The sequence below is a fragment of the Streptomyces sp. NPDC104202 genome, from assembly GCF_055584185.1.
Map to the genome: position 1 here is coordinate 15692 of NZ_JBVJMN010000036.1, position 18891 is coordinate 34582.

An 18891-nucleotide genomic window follows, 5' to 3' on the forward strand; every position below is an offset into this window, starting at 1 on the left:
AGACAGGGCCCATGCGGATTCGAGTGCGGCGCACGGGCGGCTTCGCGGGCATCGAGCGGTCGGCGGAGGTGGTGGTCGCGGACCCCGAGCTGGAGTCCCTGGCCGCCACCGTCCTCGCGGACGGCGACGGCCACGGCGACGCCCGGGGCGTCCCGGACGGCTTCTCCTACGAGATCACCGTCGACGGCACCACGGTGCACTGCCGCGACCCCCGGCTGACCGACGCCCAGCGGACCCTCGTCACGAGGGTCCTCAAGGAGGGCGCCTGAGCGGGCCCGGCTAGAAGCCGAGCTTGCGCAGCTGCTTCGGGTCGCGCTGCCAGTCCTTCGCCACCTTGACGTGGAGGTCGAGGAAGACGGGGGTGCCGAGCAGCGCCTCGATGTGCTTGCGGGACTTCATGCCGACCTCCTTGAGGCGGCTGCCCTTCGGGCCGATGATGATGCCCTTCTGGCTGGGGCGCTCGATGTAGACGTTGGCGTGGATGTCGAGCAGCGGCCGGTCCGCGGGGCGGTTCTCGCGCGGGATCATCTCCTCGACGACGACCGCGATGGAGTGCGGCAGCTCGTCCCGGACGCCTTCGAGGGCGGCCTCGCGGATCAGCTCGGCGACCATCACCTGCTCCGGCTCGTCCGTGAGGTCGCCCTCCGGGTAGAGCGGCGGGGACTCCGGCAGGAGCGGGACGAGGAGGTCGGCGACGAGCTGGACCTGCCGGTCGCCGACGGCCGAGACCGGGACGATCTCCGCCCACTCGAAGCCCAGCTCCTTGCCGAGCTGGTCGACGGCGATGAGCTGCTCGGCGAGGGTCTTGGAGTCGACCAGGTCGGTCTTGGTGATGATCGCGACCTTGGGGGTCTTCTTGATCCCGGCGAGCTCCTTGGCGATGAAGCGGTCGCCGGGGCCGAGCTTCTGGTCGGCGGGCAGGCAGAAGCCGATCACGTCGACCTCGGCCCAGGTGGTGCGCACGACGTCGTTGAGCCGCTCGCCCAGGAGGGTGCGCGGCTTGTGGAGACCGGGGGTGTCGACCAGGATCAGCTGGGCGTCCGGGCGGTGCACGATGCCGCGGACGGTGTGCCGGGTGGTCTGCGGCCGGTTGGAGGTGATGGCCACCTTCTGGCCGACCAGAGCGTTCGTGAGGGTGGACTTGCCCGCGTTGGGGCGGCCGACGAAGCAGGCGAAGCCGGCCCGGTGGACGGCTTCGGTTTCTTGGTTGCGAGCGCTCATGGGGGCCATTGTCCCCGATGAGCGCCCTCCTCACGTACTCAGTGCCCTGCGGCGCCGTATCCGCAGGCCGAAGAGGCCGGCGGCGGCGCCCACGGCGAGGACGGCGGCCGCGAGCCAGGGCAGGGCGAGGAAGGAGACCCGGCCGGTCTCCCGCACGTCCTTCGCGGTGGCCGTGAGGGTCACGTCGCCCCAGTCGAGCTGCGGGGAGCCCGTCCACCGCTCGGTGAGCCGGATCTTCTGGCGGGGCAGCAGCTCGGACGGGACCTCGGTCAGGTCGCGGTCGAGGAGGGTGCGGCCGAAGAGCCCCCGGGCCTTCAGGACGACCTTGGGGTTGAGCGTGACGTTGCCCCGGTTGTGCAGGGTGTACGAGACGACGGCGGTGCTCGTGCGGGTGCCGGGGACGAGCGGCCGGTCCTGGTCGAGGGTGACGTCCTCGACGCCGAGTGCCGCGAGCGTCGGCCCGCCGACCCGGAGGTAGAGGCGGGCGGCGACCGCGCGCTGCACGCCGACGGCGACGCTCCCCTTCCCGCCGGCGCTGATGCGCTCGTCGAGGGCGACGAGGGCGCCCGGGTGGTCGCCGGGGTCGGCGTCGGCGGGCACGGCGAGGGTGTAGGCCACGGTGACGGCCGAGCGGGGCGGGACGGTGATCCGGGTCCGCTCGGGCGTGATCCAGGCGCCGGCGCCGGTCTGCCGCTCCTGCCGGGTGCGGACGGCGAAGCCGCCGTCCCGGTCGGTGTTGTAGGCGTCGGCACCGTAGAGCCGGAAGGTGAGCGGGGCGGCGGTCTTGTTGGCGACGGTGACCCGGTCGGTGAGGGTCGCGCCGGGGGAGGCGGTCAGGAAGAAGTACGGGCGGCTGCCCAGGGTGGCGGCCGCCGGGTAGACGGCCCATTCGCCGTTCTCGGCGGCGCGCGCGTCCGGCACGGGGGCCAGCAGCGCGACGAGGACGCTCAGGAGGAGGACGTACAGCTTGCGCACGGTGCGGAACCCCCCGGGGTGCGGAGACGGAGCGGGCCGGCCGGGTGCGCGCCCGGCCCGCGGGCGGTCAGGAGAGCGTCAGCGTCAGCACGCCCGCGTACGCGCCGGGCGCGGTGAACGCCGGGACGTCGAGGGAGAGCTGTGCGTCGACGGTGAACTCGCCGCCCGTCAGCGTGCCGTTCGGCGTGGAGGCGAGGGTCGCGCCGCCGCTGCCGACCGGTCCGGCCGAACCCGCCGCACAGGCGCTGGGACTGCCGGCCTTGGCGGTGCAGGCGGGCGTCCAGCTGAGGTTCCCGGCGCCGATGGCACCGCCCGGTCCGGCGAAGTCGGTGACCTTGCCGGTCAGGGACCAGCCCGCGGGTCCGCCGCGGAAGTCCTTGACCGTCACCGTCTGCAGGGCGCCGGTGGCCGCGCCACCCTGGCCGAAGTCGACGGAGGACAGCTGGACCGCGTCCCCCGCCTGAGTCATGGACAGCTCGCCCGCCGTGACGGCCGCGGTGATCGTCTGGCTGTTCGGCGGGGCCGGCACGACGACCTTGTAGGCGACGGGTCCGGCGCCCTTGTCCAGGTCCCAGGCCGCGCCCTCGTACGCCACGATCCCGGTGGTCGCCGCGTCGTTGACCTTCAGCCGCGCGGCGAAGCCGCCCTCGCTGTCGGTCGTGACCGTCATCCGGTCGGCGGTCTCCGCCGCGCCTGCCCGGCCGGCGACAGTGACCTCGGTGAGCGGCGTGAAGCGGCTGCCGGTGACGGTGACGCGGACGCCGGGATCACCCGAGGCGTTGTCCAGCTGGAGCGCCCGGGTGTTGGGGTCGGTCGCGGGACTCACCACGACGGTCTCGGAGACCGGGGCCGGCGGGGTGAGGACCGTACAGGGGGTGTCCAGCTCCATGAGGTAACTGGTGTGGATGTTGTAGTCGCCCGGCGAGAGGGTGACCGAGCCCGCCCCGGTGGCCGTGAAGGTGCCCGTCATGGAGAAGGCCGGGAAGGAGCCCTTGCCGGGGACCGGCGGGTTCTTCCGGGGGCCGGTGACGGTGACCTGGCCGGTCTGGGCGCCGCCGAGGACGACCTTGCCGGTGGGCGTCATGATGTCGGCCGGCAGCGCGAGGTCGACCGGGTTGGACGCGGCGGGCTTGGTGATCGTGTAGGTGACGGTCACCGTCTCGCCGACCTTGGGGCTGAGCTTGTCGACCGTGATCTCGGCGGTCGTGGTGCCCGTGATCGGCGGGATGCCGGCGATCGGCGGCGGGACGCAGCGGGTCTGGAATTCCACCGGCTGCGAGGCCGTGGACGCGCCGGCCGGGGCCGCGAGCGCGCCGCCGGCGACCGCGAGGGCGGTGGCGGCGAGGACGGCGGTCCAGCGCCGTCTTCGGGCCGCCGCCCGGGATCGGGTGAGTGCCATGGGGTGCCCCTCCTGAGGGTTGGGTGGGCGCCATTGACGGCCGCGCGCGGAGAGAAGTCAAGGGAAGCGAAAGACCTCGACTGATGACCCATCAGATACTGTCAAGATCGACGATCTGTTGCCGTTTTCGCAGGTCACAGCCTTCTGCGCACGAGAGGAACCGGTGCCGCCCAGGGCGACACCGGTTCGGGGTGGAGCGGCTCAGCTGAAGACGAACGGGCCGGGCGACTGTGACGTCAGCGCGTCGCAGTTCACCGTGACCCCGAAGATCACCATCTTGAGGGCGACCCCCGCGAAGTACGAGTTGAGGCTGTCGCCCGAGGCCACGGTCCCGCTCAGGGGGCCGATGACGACGGACTGGCCGGCGGCGAGCGCCGGGTTCTTCTTGCCGGTGAAGACCCGGGTGCCGCCGCCGCCCTTGGCCATCGTCAGGGTGGCGTTGATCGTGTTCGCACCGACCGCGATCGGCGTCGTGACGGCCGAGGTGACGGTGATCGTCGCGGCGGTGCCGCTCTGCGTGGCCGTGAGGGTGGCGCCGCCACCGCCCCAGCTGCCGCAGTCGTACGTCGCCGTGGCGGTGCCCGGCGAGACGGCGCCGGCCGTGGGGGCGAACGCGAGCCCCGCGGCGGCGAGCGCTCCGGTGAGTACCGCGACGGTTCCTAAGGTGCTTCTGCTTCTCATGGCGGGTTCGTACCCCTTCCGATGACGAACGCAGGGGTGCGGACACTGCGTGGACGGTGAACATCTGACGGTCCGTCGGGCGAACCGATGCCATTGATGCGCAGACGGCCGGGGAAGGCAAGAGAAGATGCGGTGCCACTTCACAAACGCGCAAAGGGCCCGGCGCTGCGCCGGGCCCTCGTCGTACGCGTCGCCGCCGTCCGGATCAGCCGGCCGTGACCGCCGAGCGCAGCCGGCCGTCGGGACCCGCGAGCAGGACCGGGGTCCCGGGGCCGCCGAGGTCGCGCACCGCCGCGCGGTCCTCCTCCGACGCCGCCCCGGCGGTCGACACGACGGCCGCCGCCTCCAGGGACTCGGCGCCGCTGGCCACCGCCATGGCGACCGCGGTCCGCAGCGCGCTCAGCTTGAGCGACTCCAGCTCCACGGTGCCGGCGACGTAGGTCCGGCCCGTCTCGTCGCGCACGGCCGCGCCCTCGGGCACGCCGTTGCGGGCGCGGGCGCTGCGCGCCAGGGTGATGATCTTGAGGTCCTCGGCGCCGAGGTCGCCGTGCTCGCTGCTGAGTGTCATGCCCCGAGCATAGGTCGCGGGCCCCGGACGCCCGGACGCCGTCTCAGCCCTCGACCGCTCCGTCTCGGCCCGTGACCCGGACCCCGGCCGGTGGCGCAGTCGGTCCGCGCCCGCCCGCACCCTCAGCCCGCGACCGGGTACATCGCCCCGCGGCGCCCCTCGGGCGACACCAGCCACTCCAGCTTCCCGGCCGTGTCCGCCTCGGGGAGCGGGGTGTGCATGACGATGACCAGGTCCGGGCGGGCCGGCACCCTCAGCTGGGTCGCCTCGACGACCAGCGTGCCGACCAGCGGGTGCTCCAGCTCCTTGCGGTTCTGGCCACCCGGCAGGATGTCCCGCCGCTCCCACAGCTCGGTGAACTCCTCGCTGCGCTCCTTGAGCTCGGCGATCACCGCCTGGAAGCCGCCGTCGTCGTCGCACTCCGAGCACGCCGAGCGGAACTGCGCGACCACCTTCGGCGCGATCTCCTCCCAGTGCCCCACCCGCGAGCGGTAGAGCGGGTCGGTGAAGAAGTCGATCAGGCAGTTCTGGGAGATCTCCGGCCGCATCCCGAGCACGATCGCCGCCGCGTCGTTGTACATGACCGTGTTCCAGTACTGGTCCATGATGTGCGCCGGGAAGGGCATCCACGCGTCGATCAGGCGCCGCAGCCCGTCGCACATGTCCCGGTCCTCCGGGGCCGCCTCCAGCGCCGGCGGGTTCAGCGCCGCCAGGACGTACAGGTGGCGCCGCTCCGCCGGGCTCAGCCGCAGCACCCGGGCCACCGAGTCGAGGACCTGCGGCGAGACCGTGATGTCCCGGCCCTGCTCCAGCCACTGGTACCAGGAGACGCCGACCCCCGCGAGGACCGCGACCTCCTCCCGGCGCAGCCCCGGGGTGCGCCGGCGCGCCCCGCCGTCCGGGAGTCCCGCCTCCGCGGGGCTGATCCGGGCCCGACGGCTCATCAGGAACTCGCGCAGCTCCCCGAGTCGCCGCTGTTTCGCACTGGTGCTCTCAAGAGCGGTGGCCACGTGTGCTTCCTCCCCCTGGACGCATGGTGGATGCCTGGTGGTGCGACCAACAGGATAAGTTCCCGCTCCCCACCGTTGTTCCCGCCCGCCGAAGGTGGGGGCATGGCAACGACGACCTCTCCCCCGGCCTCCCCCACCGCCCCCGCGGCGCCCCCCGCGCTCACCGGCCGCACCCGGCTCATCCTCTTCGTGCTCTGCGCCGCCCAGTTCATGGTGGCGCTCGACTTCTCCGTCCTGAACGTGGCCCTGCCCGTCCTCGGCGCCGACCTCGGCCTCGGCCAGTCCGCCCTCCAGTGGGCCGTCACCGCCTTCGCCCTGCCGTCCGGCGGCTTCCTGCTCCTCTTCGGACGCGTCGGCGACCTCTTCGGCCGCAAGAGGCTGTTCCTGGCCGGCCTCGTCCTCTTCGGCGCCGCCTCGCTGCTCGCCACCTTCGCCTGGAACCCGGCCGCCTTCCTCACCGGGCGTGCCCTCCAGGGCCTGGGGGCCGCGGCCATCGTCCCCACCGGCATGTCCCTGCTGACCACCACCTTCCCGGAGGGCCCGCTGCGCGACCGGGCGCTCGGCATCTCCGGCACCCTGCTCTCGCTCGGCTTCACCGTCGGCATGGTGCTGGGCGGCGTCATGACCGACACCCTCGGCTGGCGCTCCACCATGGGCCTGCTCGCCCTGTTCACCGTGATCGTGCTCCCGCTGGCGCCGGGCCTGCTGCCCGAGTCCCGCACCCCGGAGCGGCCCCGTCTCGACGTGCCGGGCGCGGTGACCGTCACCGGCGGCCTGCTCGCCCTGATCTACGCCCTGTCGACGGCGGCCCAGCGCGGCTTCGGCGGCGCGGACGTGCTGGTCAGCCTGGTGGCGGGGGTGGCGCTGCTGGCGGTCTTCGTGCGGGTCGAGTCCCGGCACGCGGCCCCGCTGGTCTCGCTGCCGATGCTGCGGCGGCGGACGGTGGCCTTCGGCAACCTGGCCGGTCTGGTCACCTTCTCGATGATGTCGACCGTCGTCTTCGTGCTGACCCTGTACCTCCAGGAGACCCTGGAGCTGTCGGCCTTCGCGACCGGTCTGGTCTTCGGCGTGCAGGGCCTGGCGGCGATCCTGGCCGGCACGCTCGCCCCGAAGGTGATCGGCCGGCTCGGCACCCGCCGCGTCCTGGTCGGCTCCCTCGCCGGGCAGGGCCTGCTGACCGCCGCGATCCTCGGCGTGGGCCGGGAGTCAGGGGTCGTCCTGGCGACCGTCGCGGCCTCGCTGGCCTGCATGTTCCACCTGGGCGCGATCATCTCGTACGGACTGACCGTCACCTCCGGCGTCCCCGACGAGGAGCAGGGTCTGGCGACCGGCCTGGTCACCACCACCCAGCAGGTCGGCCTCACCGTCGGCATCCCGCTGCTCGGCGTCCTCGCGACCACGGGCGGGGACCTGTACGGAGGGGTCCGCACGGTCCTCGCCCTGGACGCGGCGATCGTGGTCGGCACCGCGGTCCTCGTCGGCCTCGGACTGCGGCGCCGGTCCTGAGGCCGGGCCGGCCTCCTACGGCCGGTCGAGGCGGAGCCGTACCGCCTTCGGCAGACCCGCGACGACCAGGTCGTACGAGTCCTCGACGAGCTCCCGGACCATCCGGTCCGGGAGCTCCGCGACGGTGACGGTGTTCCAGTGCCGCTTGTTCATGTGGTAGCCCGGGGCGACGGCCGGATGCTCCTCGCGGAGCCGTACCGCCTCGTCCGGGTCGCACTTGAGGTTGACCTTCAGCGGGTCGGCGTCGAGCCAGGACAGCGCGAACATCTTCCCGGCGACCTTGAAGACGGAGACCTCCGGACTGAAGGGGAACTCCTCTGTCGCGTCGTTGAAGTCCAGGCAGAAGGCGCGCAGTTGCTCGGGGGTCACGCCGGCTCCTCCTCCGGTTCCAGGGGCTCCACGAGAACGGTCACGATCTTGTTCCGGCGGCCTGCCGGAGCCTCGGCGGTCAGCCGCAGCGAGCGGCCGTCCGGCAGCTCCACCACCGCCTTCGCGCCCGCGATCGGCACCCGGCCGAGGGCCTTGGCGAGCAGACCGCCGACGGTCTCCACGTCCTCGTCGTCGTACTCGTCGGGGCCGAAGCCGTACAGCTCGCCCAGGTCGCCGATGTCGAGGCGGGCGGTGACCCGGTGGCGTCCCTCGCCGAGCTCCTGGACCGGCGGCAGCTCCCGGTCGTACTCGTCGGTGATCTCGCCGACGATCTCCTCCAGGATGTCCTCGATGGTGACGATGCCGGCCGTGCCGCCGTACTCGTCGATGACGACGGCGACGTGGTTGCGCTCCTGCTGCATCTCGCGCAGCAGGTCACCGGCGTTCTTGGTGTCCGGCACGAACGCGGCGGGCCGCATCGCGGTCGACACCACGTCCGCCTCGGCGTCCCGGTTGATGTGCGTCTTGCGGACCAGGTCCTTCAGGTACACGATGCCGACGATGTCGTCCTCGTTCTCGCCGGTGACCGGGATCCGGGAGAAGCCGGAGCGCAGCGCGAGGGTGAGGGCCTGGCGGATCGTCTTGTACCGCTCGATGCAGATCAGGTCGGTCCGCGGCACCATCACCTCGCGCACCAGGGTGTCGCCCAGCTCGAAGACCGAGTGCACCATGCGGCGCTCCTCGTCCTCGATGAGCGACTCCTGCTCGGCGAGGTCGACCATGGCCCGCAGCTCGGCCTCGGAGGCGAAGGGGCCCTTGCGGAAGCCCTTGCCCGGGGTCAGCGCGTTGCCGATGAGGATGAGCAGCTGCGGGATCGGGCCCATGATCCGGGCCAGCGGCAGCAGGACGTAGGCGGCGGCGGTCGCCGTGTTCAGCGGGTGCTGGCGGCCGATGGTGCGCGGCGAGACGCCGACGGCCACGTACGAGACGAGGACCATCACCACGATGGCGACGAGCAGGGCCTCCCAGGTCTCCGGGAAGGCCTCCAGGCAGGCGTACGTGACGAGGACGCCGGCCGCCATCTCGCAGGAGACGCGGACGAGCAGCGCCACGTTGAGGTAGCGGGTGGGGTCGGCGGCGATCTGCGCCAGCTTCTCCGCCCCGCGCCGGCCGGACCGTACGGCCTCGGCGGCGCGGAAGGTGGAGACGCGGGCGAGGCCGGCCTCGGCGCAGGCGGCGAGCCAGGCGACGATGACCAGCGCGACGGCGCCGAGGATCAGGGAGACGTCCATCGGGTCAGGACACGGTCGGCGCCGGGGAGGGGCCGGTCAGGCCCTTCTCCGCGCGCCAGCCGTCGACGATCGCCGCCTGGAGGCCGAACATCTCGGCCTTCTCGTCCGGCTCCTCGTGGTCGTACCCCAGCAGGTGCAGCACGCCGTGGACGGTGAGCAGCTGGAGCTCCTCGTCCATGGAGTGCTCGGTCGGCGCGTCCTTGCCCTGCTGCGTGGCGACCTCGGGGCAGAGCACGATGTCGCCCAGGAGCCCCTGCGGGGGCTCCTGGTCGTCCTTGGCCGGCGGGCGCAGTTCGTCCATCGGGAAGGACATGACGTCCGTCGGTCCCGGCAGGTCCATCCACTGGATGTGGAGCTGCTCCATCGCCTCGGCGTCCACGACGATCACCGAGAGCTCGGAGAGCGGGTGGATGCGCATGCGCGCGAGCGCGTAGCGGGCGATGTCGAGGATCGCCTGCTCGTCGACCTCGGTGCCGGACTCGTTGTTGACGTCGATCGACATGGTGCCTGTGTACTTCTCTCGTCTAATGGCGCAGCCCGTTGCGGCTGTCGTACTGCTCGTACGCGTCGACGATACGGCCGACGAGCTTGTGCCGGACGACATCCTGCGACGTGAGCGTCGAGAAGTGGACGTCCTGGACGCCGTCCAGGATGTCGCGGACCTGCCGCAGACCGCTCTTCGTCCCGTTCGGCAGGTCGACCTGGGTGATGTCACCGGTGATGACGATCTTCGAGTCGAAGCCGAGGCGGGTGAGGAACATCTTCATCTGCTCGGGGTTCGTGTTCTGCGCCTCGTCGAGGATGATGAACGCGTCGTTGAGCGTCCGGCCGCGCATGTACGCCAGCGGCGCGACCTCGATCGTCCCGCTCGCCATGAGCTTGGGGATCGAGTCGGGGTCGAGCATGTCGTGCAGGGCGTCGTAGAGCGGGCGCAGGTACGGGTCGATCTTCTCGTAGAGCGTGCCGGGCAGGAAGCCGAGCCGCTCGCCCGCCTCGACGGCGGGCCGGGTCAGGATGATCCGGGTGACCTGCTTGGACTGCAGGGCCTGGACCGCCTTGGCCATGGCGAGATAGGTCTTGCCGGTACCGGCGGGGCCGATGCCGAAGACGATCGTGTGCTTGTCGATCGCGTCGACGTACCGCTTCTGGTTGAGCGTCTTGGGGCGGATCGTGCGTCCCCGGCTGGAGAGGATGTTCTGGGTGAGCACCTCGGCGGGAGTCTCCTCGCCGCCCTCCGCCGATCCGTTCCCGCTCGCCCTGAGCATGGCGATCGAGCGTTCCACTGCGTCCTCCGTCATCGGCTGACCGGTGCGGAGCACCAGCATCATCTCGTCGAACAGGCGCTGGATCAGGGCGACTTCCGCCGGGTCGCCGACCGCGCTGACCTGGTTGCCCCGGACGTGGATGTCGGTGTCCGGGAACGACCGCTCGATGACGCGCAGCAGCGCGTCACCGGAGCCGAGCAGGCTCACCATCGGGTGCTTGGCGGGGACCGTGAACCGGGCGTGGGCCTGACCGGGGGCGCCGTCCTGCGGCGCGCCGTCGTGGGCTGTGGGTGTCTGAGTCATGGGCCGGCACTGTGGCCTGCACATACCTCCTGTTGCAGGGTTCTCGCTGCTCGACAACCTCTCGGCCTCCCAGCCTACGACCTGGTGCCGACAAGCCCGTAGCGGTTTACGGCCCGTGCGCGGACGGCGACCCGCCGCCGCTCAGGAGGCCGCGGCGCGGAACCCGATCGTGGGCACCGCGCGGCGCAGCGGCCAGGGGCGGGCGGGGGCGGGCAGCAGGCGCTCCAGGAAGGCGTAGCGGTCGCGCAGCGCCTCGGGGTCCTGGCGTGCGTGGCCCTGGACGTGCTGCCACCAGGCGGCGATCTCGCCCCAGGTGGGGGCGGAGAGGGAACCGCCGAACTCCTGGACGGAGAGGGCGGCGGTGAGGCCGGCGAAGGCGAGCCGGTCGGCGAGCGGCCAGTCGGCGAGGGTGCCGGTGACGAAGCCGGCCACGAAGACGTCCCCGGCGCCGGTGGGGTCGAGGGCGTCGACCTGGATGGCGGGGACCTCGGCGGTCTCGCCGGTGGCGCCGTCGACGGCGTAGGCGCCCTCGGCGCCGAGGGTGACGACGGCGTAGCGGACCTTGTCGGCGAGGGCCCGGGCGGCCGCCCGCGGACATTCGGTGCGGGTGTAGCGCATGGCTTCGGCGGCGTTGGGCAGGAAGGCCTCGCAGTGCTCCAGGTCGGTGAGTCCGGCCAGGTCCCAGCGGCCGGTGTCGTCCCAGCCGACGTCGGCGAAGACCATGGCGCCGCCGCGGGCGGCCTGGGCGACCCACTCCTCGCTCCGGCCGGGGACGAGGGAGGCGACGGCGGCGCGGGCGTGCGGCGGGTAGGCCGGCAGGGCGCCGTCCGACGGCGGGGCCTCGTGGCCGTGGGAGACCATCGTGCGTTCGCCCTCGTAGGCCATGGAGACGGTGACCGGGGAGTGCCAGCCGGGGACGGTGCGGGAGAGGGAGAGGTCGATGCCCTCGCCCTGCTCCAGGGCGTCCCAGCAGTACTCGCCGTAGTGGTCGTCGCCGAAGGCGGCGGCGAGCGAGGTGCGCAGGCCGAGGCGGGCGAGGGCGGTGGCCATGTTCGCGACGCCGCCGGGGCTGGAGCCCATGCCGCGGGCCCAGGACTCGGTGCCGCGGACGGGCGCGCTGTCGAGGCCGGTGAAGATGATGTCGAGGAAGACCGTGCCCGTCAGGAAGACGTCGCAGGCGGGGTCGGTGGGTTCGCGCAGGCAGACCAACGGGTCGACCCCGGCGTCGTGTTGCGGCTGGTCTCCCCTTGCTGTGGTCACGGCTGGCTCCCTGCGCTGGTGCGGATCAGGTCAGTGTGCCCGATGGGGTGCGCGTGACGAGTGGGACGCAGCGAGAAAGCGGGCCTGTACCCGCAATCCCGTACTCCAAACCGAACGTGACCCAGATCACATGGCGAAACGGCGGATACCACCTTCTCCCGTCACTCACCTGCTTGATACACATGGTTCCGCGACCCCGTGTTCCCCGCACCACCGGGCGCCCACCCCGCCCCTTTTCCGTACCTGGGAACGCCCATGTCCTCGCGGACCCGCGGCCCGGCGGCACTCGTCGCCCTCGTCGCCCTCTTCACGGCCGGCTACCTCGCCCCGTACCTGCTGCCGACCGTCGTCGGCCGGCTCTCCGCCGGCCTCGGCCTCACCCCCGCGCAGGCCGGCCTCGCCGGCTCCGTGCTGCTCCTCGGCTCCTCGTCCGCCGGCTTCACGCTGGCCGCCCGCGGGGACCGCATCGCCCCGCGCACGGCGGCCCGCGCCGGCCTGCTCGCGATGGCCGTCGGCTACGGCTCCGCCGCCGCGACGGGCACCGTGCCGCTGGTCGTCGCGGGCGCGGTCCTCGGCGGCGTCGGCTCCGGCACGGCGACGGCGGTGGCGGCCGCCGGGATCGCCGGCCTGCGCGACCCGCACCGGGCCTCCACCCTCGGCCTCCTGACCGTCTCGGCCACGGCGGGCGCCCTCTACCTGACCCTGCCGCACCTGGGCGGCGGCCACGCGGCCCCGCTGCTCGCGATCGCCTGCGCCGCGGCCCTGGTGTGGCCGCTCACCGGCCGGCTCGCGGCCACCGCGTCCGCGCGGGACGGACGGCCCGGGCGGACGACCGCGCCCGCCGGCCCGCTGCCGTACCGCCGGGCCGGCATCGTCCTCGCCGGCGGCATCCTGTGCTGGTCCCTCGCGCAGAACGCCCTGTGGGGCGTCAGCGGCCGCATCGGGCTCACCCAGGCCGGGCTCTCCGAGGTCGCCGTCGGCGCCGTCTTCGCGGCGGCGCTCGGCGCCGGGCTCGCCGGGGTCACCGCGGCCGGCGCGCTCGGCTCGCGCCTGGGCCGGGCGGTGCCGATCGGCGTGGGCACCGTCCTCATCGCGGCGTGCGTGCTGCTGAGTTCGGCCGCCGGGAGCCTGGCCGCCTTCGCGACCGGCGAGATCCTCTGGAACGCCGTCTACCCGGTCGTCCTGTCCTACCTCCTCGGCCTGGCCGCCTCCCTCGACCCGCGCGGCCGCTGGGCCGTCCTGGTCGGCTCGGCCTCCTCGCTCGGCGTGGCCTGCGGCCCCGTGACCGGCAGCCTGCTCTCCGAGCACGCCGGCTACCCGGGCATGGGCGCCGTCCTCTGCGCCCTGCTCGTCCTCGTCGCGGTCCCCATGACGGCGGTGGCCCGCCACGCCTCGGGCCGCCCCCTGGTCCCCGGCTCGGTCCGCCGCCGCGGCGGCGCCCCGGCGGCCGTCCTCGCCGGCACGGCCTCCGCCACCCCGGCCCTCGTCCCGCAGATGGGCGCTCCGGAACAGCCCGTCACGGCCATCCCCGTCCCCGCCACCGCCGGCCGCCGCCGGCTCGCCAAGTCCGCCTTCCGCCTCGCCCGCCCCTCGGACCGGGGCTAGGTCGTCTCTTTCGGATCTTGCCGGGTCAGGCAAGATCCGGAAGAGACGGCCCAGGGGGCGTCGTGTCGATCAGGCCGGATCAGCGCTGCGGGAAGGCGTACGCCTCCACCTCGGCGAGGTAGCGGGCGCGGCGGGGCTCGTCGTCCTCCAGGAAGGAGGCGGTGAAGGAGTTCCGGGCGAGGTCGCGCAGCTGCTCGTCGGAGAGGCCGAGGGCGTCGCGGACGCCGTCGAAGTTGTCGCCCGCGTAGCCGCCGAAGTACGCCGGGTCGTCGGAGTTGACCGTGACGAGGAGGCCGGCGGCCATCATCGTGCGCAGCGGGTGGTCGGCCAGGGTGTCGATGACGCGGAGGCGGACGTTCGACAGCGGGCACAGGGTGAGCGGCACCCGCTCGCGGGCCAGCCGCTCGACGAGCTCCGGGTCCTCCATGCAGCGCAGTCCGTGGTCGATCCGCTCCACGCCCAGCACGTCCAGGGCCTCCCGGACGTAGGCGGCGGGGCCCTCCTCGCCCGCGTGGGCGACGCGGCGCAGACCGAGGCGGGCGGCCTCCTCGTACACCGCGCTGAACTTCGCCGGCGGGTGGCCGACCTCGGCCGAGTCCAGGCCGACGCCGGTGATGCGGTCCAGGTACGGCTTCGCGGCCTCCAGGGTCGCCAGGGCCGACTCGGCGGACTCGTCGCGCAGGAAGCAGAGGATCAGCCGCGTCGAGATCCCGTACCGCTCCTCGGCGCGGTCCAGGGAGGCGGCGAGTCCCTCGACGACCGTGCCGATCGGCACGCCCCGGGCGGTGTGCGCCTGCGGGTCGAAGAAGATCTCGGCGTGGCGCACGCCCTGGGCCGCGGCCCGCTCCAGATAGGCGTCCGCGAGCTCCGTGAAGTCCTCGGCGGTGCGCAGGACCGCCATCAGGCCGTAGTAGAGGTCCAGGAACGACTGGAGGTCGCTGAAGCGGTAGGCCTCGCGCAGGGCGGCGGTGTCCGCGTACGGCAGGGTGACGCCGTTGCGGGCGGCGAGGGCGAAGGCCAGCTCCGGTTCGAGGGTGCCTTCGATGTGGAGGTGCAGTTCGGCCTTGGGAAGGGGCTCGGGGAGGTGCATGGGTGGTGCTCTATCTCTTCGGTACGGGGACCCTCATGAGGTCCTGGGCAATGCTCAGCTCGCCGTCGAACCCTGCCTCCCGCGCCTGCCGTTCGAACGCGGCGGGGTCGGAGTAGCGCTGCGAGAAGTGGGTGAGGACCAGGTGCCGCACCCCCGCGTCCCGGGCGACCCGGGCGGCCTGCCCGGCCGTCAGGTGGCCGTGGTCGGTGGCGAGCCGGACGTCCTCGTCGAGGAAGGTCGACTCGATCACGAGCATGTCGGCGCCCTCGGCGAGGGCGTGCACGCCGTCGCAGAGGCGGGTGTCCATGACGAAGGCGAAGCGCTGTCCGCGCCGGACCTCGCTCACGTCGTCGAGCGTGACGCCGTCCAGCACGCCCTCGCGCTGGATCCGGCCCACGTCCGGCCCCTTGACGCCGTGCGCGGCGAGCCGCTCGGGCAGGATGCGGCGCCCGTCGGGCTCGGTGAGGCGGTAGCCGTACGACTCCACCGGGTGCGACAGCAGGCGCGCGTCCAGGGTGTACGCCTCGGTGACCGCCAGCGGGCCGTCGGCGGAGACGGGCGCCTCGGTCAGCCCGACGGTCTCGCGGTACGCCGTGGCGTACCGCAGCCGCTCGAAGAAGTGCTGCCCGCTCGCCGGGTAGTGGGCGGTGACGGGGTGCGGGACCTGGTCGAGGTTGATCCGCTGGATCACCCCGGCCAGGCCCAGCGAGTGGTCGCCGTGGAAGTGCGTCACGCAGATCCGGTCGAGGTCGTGCGCGGCGACCCCGGCCCGCAGCATCTGGCGCTGGGTCCCCTCGCCGGGGTCGAACAGGATGCCCTGGCCGTCCCAGCGCAGCAGGTAGCCGTTGTGGTTGCGGTGCCGGTTCGGGACCTGGCTCGCGGTGCCGAGGACGACCAGTTCGCGTACGGACACGGCTTATCCGGGGGGCCAGTTGAGGCCGCGGCCGCCCAGCACGTGGGCGTGGGCGTGGAAGACGGTCTGCCCCGCGCCGGCGCCGGTGTTGAAGACGATCCGGAAGCCGTGGCCGTCGACCTTCTCCTGGGCGGCGACCTCCCCGGCCTCGCGCAGCACGTCGGCGGCCACCTCCGGCACGGCGGCGGCCAGCGACGCGGCGTCGGGGTAGTGGAGGCGCGGGATCACCAGGACGTGGGTCGGCGCCTGCGGGCTGATGTCACGGAAGGCCACCGTCGTCTCCGTCTCGCGGACGATCGTCGCCGGCACCTCCCCCGCCACGATCTTGCAGAACAGGCAGTCGCTCTGCGGCTCTCCGGCCATGGCCCGGGCCTCCTCGCCTCTGTCGGTCGGTACACGGGCATGCTATCGGCCGCCCCCGGCCCGACGGCGCCCCCGGTCAGTCCCTCGGCGCGCGCCGGTTCAGGGCCGAGCGGCTCACCCAGTAGGTGATGATCACGGCCCAGAACAGGGGCGTCCCCAGCCCGCTCACCACCGCCGAGTCGACCGACCACAGGGCCAGGGCGGCGAGCGAGTGGAGGCCGAGGAGCCCGACGGCCCCGGCCATGAACAGCACCGGCCGGCAGTTGCGCGCCACGAGGAGCAGCGGCCGGCGCAGCCGGGGCGGCACCCGGCGGGCCATCCACACCGCCCACCCGGTCCACACGCCGACGACCACGGCCCCGCCGACGAGGAGCGGGACGGCCGCCTCGGACCAGCTCGCCCCGTCGGGGACCCAGGCGCGTGCGACGGCGGAGGCGATGAACCCGAGGAGGGCCACCCAGCGCGACCCGGCGACGGTGTTCCAGGCCATGGCCTCCAGGTTGTAGCGGGCCTTGCGGTCCTGGAGGTCGAGCGCGGCGGAGGCGACGAACCCCTCGGCCGCCTGGGTCCACGCCCCCCGCCGGAACCAGCGGCGCCGCAGCCGCAGCAGCGACAGGTTGTTGTGGGCCTCGCTGCTCTGCGGATTGAGCCGCAGCGTCGTCTCGTACGCCCGCTGCGCGGTGACCCTGTCCCCCCGGCGCTGGGCCGTCAGCCCCACCAGGAAGTGGGCCGCGTCCTCCTCGGGGGCGAGGGCGACGGCGGCCCTGGCGGCCTCGTACGCCTCGACGGTCCGGCCCGGCGTGCGGGTGTGCTCGCCGTGCTCGGCGAGGGCGGTGCCGAGCGCGTAGTGGGTGCCCCAGTACTGCGGGGCGAGTTCCACGGCGTGCCGGGCGGACGCCTCCGCCTCCGCGTACCGCTTGGCCGCGAGGAGGATGTGGACCCGCATCAGCCACCCGCCGAGCAGCTCCGGCTGCGCCCGCAGCGCCTGGTCGACGGCGGCCAGCGCGGCGGGGCCCTCGCCGCCGCGGTGGTGGCAGCGGGCCAGCAGCACCAGGGCCTCGGCGTCCTCCGGTTCGGTCGCGAGGTACTGGGCGACCAGGGCCCCGGCCTGCGCGTACCGCCCCGTGTCGTAGAGCGCCTCGGCCCGCAGCAGCGCGGTGGGGGTGGTCACAGCTTGCGCTTCCGCTTGAGGTGGGCGAGGAGGTCGTCGTACAGGCCGCCCTCGTTGGCGAACATGGCGACGTTCTTGGCGGAGGCGAACCACGGCTCCGTCGACGGCTTGATCTGCTTGGCCGCGCCGAGCAGGTCCTTGGTGGTGATCAGCCGGACGGAGCCGGTGCGGGCCGAGTCGAGGAGCGCGGTCTCGGCGGCCGTCTCGCACAGGTGGGCCAGGTCGGCGCCGGAGAAGTCCTCGGTGGCCTTGACGAGCTTGCCGAGGTCGACGGCCTCGATCGGGCGGTCGCGCAGGTGGTAGCGGAGGATCGCCTCCCGGGCGGTGGCGTCGGGCGGCAGGACGAGCAGGGTGCGGTCGAGGCGGCCGGGGCGGCGCAGCGCGATGTCCACGTCCCAGGGCACGTTGGTGGCGGCGAGGACGAAGACGCCCTCGTTGCCGGCGCCGCTCGCGATGCCGTCGAGTTCGGTGAGGAGCTGGTTGACGACGTTGCGCAGACCGCCGTGGTGGGTGCGCGAGCGCTTGGCGCCGAGCGCGTCCAGCTCGTCGAGGAAGACGACGCAGGGGGCCTGGCGGCGGGCGGTCTCGAAGATGTCGTGGATGTTCTTCTCGGAGGCCCCGATCCACATGTCGAGGACGTCGGAGAGCGACACGGTGAGGAAGTTCGCGCCCAGCTCGCCCGCGACGGCCCGCGCGATGAACGTCTTGCCGCAGCCGGGCGGGCCGTAGAGCAGCAGGCCGCCGCGGAGCGACTTGCCGTACAGCCTGCGGAGTTCGGGGTTGCGCATCGGCGCGAGGAAGGCGGCCTCCAGGCGGTCCTTGACCTCCTCCATGCCGCCGACGTCGGCCAGCCGCACGGCGCCGGGCGCGTCGACGTCCCAGGCGGCGGCGTCCCCCGCCGGCCCGTCGCCGCCGGCGGCCTGCGGCTCCTCCAGGAAGCGGGGCCCGACGAGGTCCTGCACCTGCTGCTCGGCGGCGGCCCAGTCGAAGGCGTCGTGCGCGGCCGCGGCCGGCTCGGACGCGCCCTCCGGGGGCGCGTCGCCGTGTTCGGATGCACCGCGGTCCGTGGCGGCGGCCGGGGCGGGCGCCGGAGGTTCCACGGCCGGCGCGGGGGCGGGGGCCTGCGCCGGGGGCTCCACGGCCGGCGCGGGCGCCGGGGGCTCCGCCGGCGGCATCCCCATCGCCCGCATCATCAGCGTCCGCGCGGCCGCGTCCCCCGGAGCGTGCTGGAGCGCGACCGCCGCCTCCGCGACGGCCTCGTCGTTCCGCCCCTCGGCGAGGAGGAGTTCGGCGAAGTGCAGACGCAGGGGCACGTCGCCGGGGGCGGCGGCCACGGCGGCGCGCAGACTGCGGATCAGGGGGGACTCGTCGGCCATGCGGTCAGCCTAAGGAGGACCCGGGGGCCGCTGTCCACCGGGTGCGGCGGACGGCGCCGCGTAGGGTGCCCGGCATGAGACGGGAGAACGCGCCGCGCAGGCTGACCGTGGACGGCACCGTGTGGCTCTGGAACGTCCGGCACCGCCACCCCGACTGCCGGACGGTGCTGTCGCTGCGGCGCGCGGAGCACCCCCACGCCCAGCTGCGGCTGGTCTTCCGGGGCGGCCCGGGCCGCGTCGTGGCCGGGTACCCCTTCGGGCTGGGCGACGTGGCCTCGGCCGACGGCGCGATCCTCAACCTGAACATGCCGGGCGTCGTCCGCCGCTTCCTCGACGAGGCCGCCGCCCGCGGCCTCCTCCCCACCGCCCACGGCGTCGTCGAGGAGGACGCCTGGCCCCTCTACGACACCCTGGCGCCGGCGGCCGGCGGCCGGGACGCCTGAGAGCCCCGCCGGGCGCCGGGGGACGGCCCCCCAGGGGGGTCTCGCCGATCACGCCGCGAGCCCGGGCATGGTCGGCGGGGC

The 18891-nt window shown here is 73.7% G+C and carries 20 protein-coding genes; 4 read left to right on the plus strand and 16 right to left on the minus strand.

The genetic code is table 11. The annotated features are described in order from the left end of the window. The first annotated feature begins 11 nt into the window (after positions 1–11). On the plus strand, positions 12–269 hold the full coding sequence (locus ACZ60W_RS22550; protein WP_469757138.1) for a protealysin inhibitor emfourin: 258 nt from the start codon (positions 12–14) through the stop codon (positions 267–269). Positions 270–279: 10 nt separating this feature from the next. Here the strand turns inward: ACZ60W_RS22550 and era are convergent, their stop codons facing one another. From era to ACZ60W_RS22580, 6 genes are all read right to left on the minus strand, one after another. Then, entirely contained in the window at positions 280–1230 is a 951-nt protein-coding gene (gene era, locus ACZ60W_RS22555; protein ID WP_469757139.1) for a GTPase Era, read from the minus strand. Between the two features lie 21 nt (positions 1231–1251). Further along, positions 1252–2196 carry a DUF916 domain-containing protein gene (locus ACZ60W_RS22560; RefSeq protein ID WP_469757140.1) on the minus strand — a complete coding sequence of 315 codons (945 nt, stop codon included), beginning with the start codon at positions 2194–2196 and terminating at the stop codon, positions 1252–1254. A gap of 67 nt (positions 2197–2263) precedes the next feature. Next, positions 2264–3595 carry a beta-xylosidase gene (locus ACZ60W_RS22565; RefSeq protein ID WP_469757141.1) on the minus strand — a complete coding sequence of 444 codons (1332 nt, stop codon included), beginning with the start codon at positions 3593–3595 and terminating at the stop codon, positions 2264–2266. 201 nt (positions 3596–3796) lie between these two features. Further along, the gene (locus ACZ60W_RS22570) at positions 3797–4276 is read right to left on the minus strand and encodes a hypothetical protein (protein WP_469757142.1); all 480 of its coding nucleotides are present in this window, start codon (positions 4274–4276) and stop codon (positions 3797–3799) included. 205 nt (positions 4277–4481) lie between these two features. Continuing rightward, positions 4482–4844, minus strand: a complete 363-nt coding sequence (locus ACZ60W_RS22575; RefSeq protein ID WP_469757143.1) for a cytidine deaminase — start codon at positions 4842–4844, stop codon at positions 4482–4484. 122 nt (positions 4845–4966) lie between these two features. Then, positions 4967–5788 (minus strand): helix-turn-helix transcriptional regulator, encoded by an 822-nt coding sequence (locus tag ACZ60W_RS22580; RefSeq protein WP_469757189.1) that lies wholly within the window; start codon positions 5786–5788, stop codon positions 4967–4969. A gap of 168 nt (positions 5789–5956) precedes the next feature. Here ACZ60W_RS22580 and ACZ60W_RS22585 point away from each other — a divergent pair, with 168 nt between their 5' ends. Further along, positions 5957–7360: an MFS transporter gene (locus ACZ60W_RS22585; protein ID WP_469757144.1), complete on the plus strand. Its 1404-nt coding sequence runs from the start codon at positions 5957–5959 to the stop codon at positions 7358–7360. Positions 7361–7375: 15 nt separating this feature from the next. Here the strand turns inward: ACZ60W_RS22585 and ACZ60W_RS22590 are convergent, their stop codons facing one another. From ACZ60W_RS22590 to ACZ60W_RS22610, 5 genes are all read right to left on the minus strand, one after another. Continuing rightward, on the minus strand, positions 7376–7729 hold the full coding sequence (locus ACZ60W_RS22590; RefSeq protein WP_469757145.1) for an MmcQ/YjbR family DNA-binding protein: 354 nt from the start codon (positions 7727–7729) through the stop codon (positions 7376–7378). Next, a complete protein-coding gene (locus ACZ60W_RS22595; protein ID WP_469757146.1) occupies positions 7726–9021 on the minus strand; it encodes a hemolysin family protein in 1296 nt (431 codons plus the stop codon). The genes ACZ60W_RS22590 and ACZ60W_RS22595 overlap by 4 nt, the downstream gene beginning before the upstream one ends. Positions 9022–9025: 4 nt before the next feature. Further along, positions 9026–9523 carry an rRNA maturation RNase YbeY gene (ybeY, locus tag ACZ60W_RS22600; RefSeq protein ID WP_366306073.1) on the minus strand — a complete coding sequence of 166 codons (498 nt, stop codon included), beginning with the start codon at positions 9521–9523 and terminating at the stop codon, positions 9026–9028. 22 nt (positions 9524–9545) lie between these two features. Then, on the minus strand, positions 9546–10589 hold the full coding sequence (locus ACZ60W_RS22605; protein WP_469757147.1) for a PhoH family protein: 1044 nt from the start codon (positions 10587–10589) through the stop codon (positions 9546–9548). A gap of 141 nt (positions 10590–10730) precedes the next feature. After that, the gene (locus tag ACZ60W_RS22610) at positions 10731–11849 is read right to left on the minus strand and encodes a carbohydrate kinase family protein (protein WP_469757148.1); all 1119 of its coding nucleotides are present in this window, start codon (positions 11847–11849) and stop codon (positions 10731–10733) included. Between the two features lie 255 nt (positions 11850–12104). On the opposite strand from ACZ60W_RS22610, the gene ACZ60W_RS22615 reads away from it, so the two are divergent. Further along, complete coding sequence (locus ACZ60W_RS22615) at positions 12105–13454, plus strand: MFS transporter (RefSeq protein WP_469757149.1); 1350 nt, start codon at positions 12105–12107, stop codon at positions 13452–13454. 79 nt (positions 13455–13533) lie between these two features. On the opposite strand, the gene ACZ60W_RS22620 is transcribed toward ACZ60W_RS22615, so the two are convergent. The 5 genes from ACZ60W_RS22620 to ACZ60W_RS22640 all read right to left on the minus strand — a co-directional run bounded on the left by ACZ60W_RS22620 (position 13534) and on the right by ACZ60W_RS22640 (position 18367). Continuing rightward, positions 13534–14544 carry an adenosine deaminase gene (locus ACZ60W_RS22620; RefSeq protein WP_469757150.1) on the minus strand — a complete coding sequence of 337 codons (1011 nt, stop codon included), beginning with the start codon at positions 14542–14544 and terminating at the stop codon, positions 13534–13536. A gap of 10 nt (positions 14545–14554) precedes the next feature. Beyond that, positions 14555–15457, minus strand: a complete 903-nt coding sequence (locus tag ACZ60W_RS22625) for a ribonuclease Z (protein ID WP_469757151.1) — start codon at positions 15455–15457, stop codon at positions 14555–14557. 3 nt (positions 15458–15460) lie between these two features. Continuing rightward, positions 15461–15820 (minus strand): histidine triad nucleotide-binding protein, encoded by a 360-nt coding sequence (locus ACZ60W_RS22630; RefSeq protein WP_469757152.1) that lies wholly within the window; start codon positions 15818–15820, stop codon positions 15461–15463. A gap of 76 nt (positions 15821–15896) precedes the next feature. Then, positions 15897–16991, minus strand: a complete 1095-nt coding sequence (locus tag ACZ60W_RS22635) for a tetratricopeptide repeat protein (RefSeq protein ID WP_469757153.1) — start codon at positions 16989–16991, stop codon at positions 15897–15899. Further along, on the minus strand, positions 16988–18367 hold the full coding sequence (locus tag ACZ60W_RS22640; RefSeq protein ID WP_469757154.1) for an ATP-binding protein: 1380 nt from the start codon (positions 18365–18367) through the stop codon (positions 16988–16990). Before ACZ60W_RS22640 ends, ACZ60W_RS22635 begins: the two co-directional genes overlap by 4 nt. A 74-nt stretch (positions 18368–18441) precedes the next feature. Here ACZ60W_RS22640 and ACZ60W_RS22645 point away from each other — a divergent pair, with 74 nt between their 5' ends. Next, positions 18442–18810: a hypothetical protein gene (locus ACZ60W_RS22645; protein WP_469757155.1), complete on the plus strand. Its 369-nt coding sequence runs from the start codon at positions 18442–18444 to the stop codon at positions 18808–18810. The last annotated feature ends 81 nt before the right edge of the window (positions 18811–18891 follow it).

Coding starts and splice junctions, on each gene's coding strand:
- ACZ60W_RS22615 (WP_469757149.1), top strand. CDS start 12,105: ATGTCCTCGCGGACCCGCGGCCCGGCGGCACTCGTCGCCCTCGTCGCC.
- ACZ60W_RS22595 (WP_469757146.1), bottom strand. CDS start 9,021: ATGGACGTCTCCCTGATCCTCGGCGCCGTCGCGCTGGTCATCGTCGCC.
- ACZ60W_RS22640 (WP_469757154.1), bottom strand. CDS start 18,367: ATGGCCGACGAGTCCCCCCTGATCCGCAGTCTGCGCGCCGCCGTGGCC.
- ACZ60W_RS22550 (WP_469757138.1), top strand. CDS start 12: ATGCGGATTCGAGTGCGGCGCACGGGCGGCTTCGCGGGCATCGAGCGG.
- ACZ60W_RS22570 (WP_469757142.1), bottom strand. CDS start 4,276: ATGAGAAGCAGAAGCACCTTAGGAACCGTCGCGGTACTCACCGGAGCG.
- ACZ60W_RS22565 (WP_469757141.1), bottom strand. CDS start 3,595: ATGGCACTCACCCGATCCCGGGCGGCGGCCCGAAGACGGCGCTGGACC.
- ACZ60W_RS22630 (WP_469757152.1), bottom strand. CDS start 15,820: ATGGCCGGAGAGCCGCAGAGCGACTGCCTGTTCTGCAAGATCGTGGCG.
- ACZ60W_RS22605 (WP_469757147.1), bottom strand. CDS start 10,589: ATGACTCAGACACCCACAGCCCACGACGGCGCGCCGCAGGACGGCGCC.
- ACZ60W_RS22620 (WP_469757150.1), bottom strand. CDS start 14,544: ATGCACCTCCCCGAGCCCCTTCCCAAGGCCGAACTGCACCTCCACATC.
- ACZ60W_RS22575 (WP_469757143.1), bottom strand. CDS start 4,844: ATGACACTCAGCAGCGAGCACGGCGACCTCGGCGCCGAGGACCTCAAG.
- era (WP_469757139.1), bottom strand. CDS start 1,230: ATGGCCCCCATGAGCGCTCGCAACCAAGAAACCGAAGCCGTCCACCGG.
- ACZ60W_RS22585 (WP_469757144.1), top strand. CDS start 5,957: ATGGCAACGACGACCTCTCCCCCGGCCTCCCCCACCGCCCCCGCGGCG.
- ACZ60W_RS22645 (WP_469757155.1), top strand. CDS start 18,442: ATGAGACGGGAGAACGCGCCGCGCAGGCTGACCGTGGACGGCACCGTG.
- ybeY (WP_366306073.1), bottom strand. CDS start 9,523: ATGTCGATCGACGTCAACAACGAGTCCGGCACCGAGGTCGACGAGCAG.
- ACZ60W_RS22580 (WP_469757189.1), bottom strand. CDS start 5,788: ATGAGCCGTCGGGCCCGGATCAGCCCCGCGGAGGCGGGACTCCCGGAC.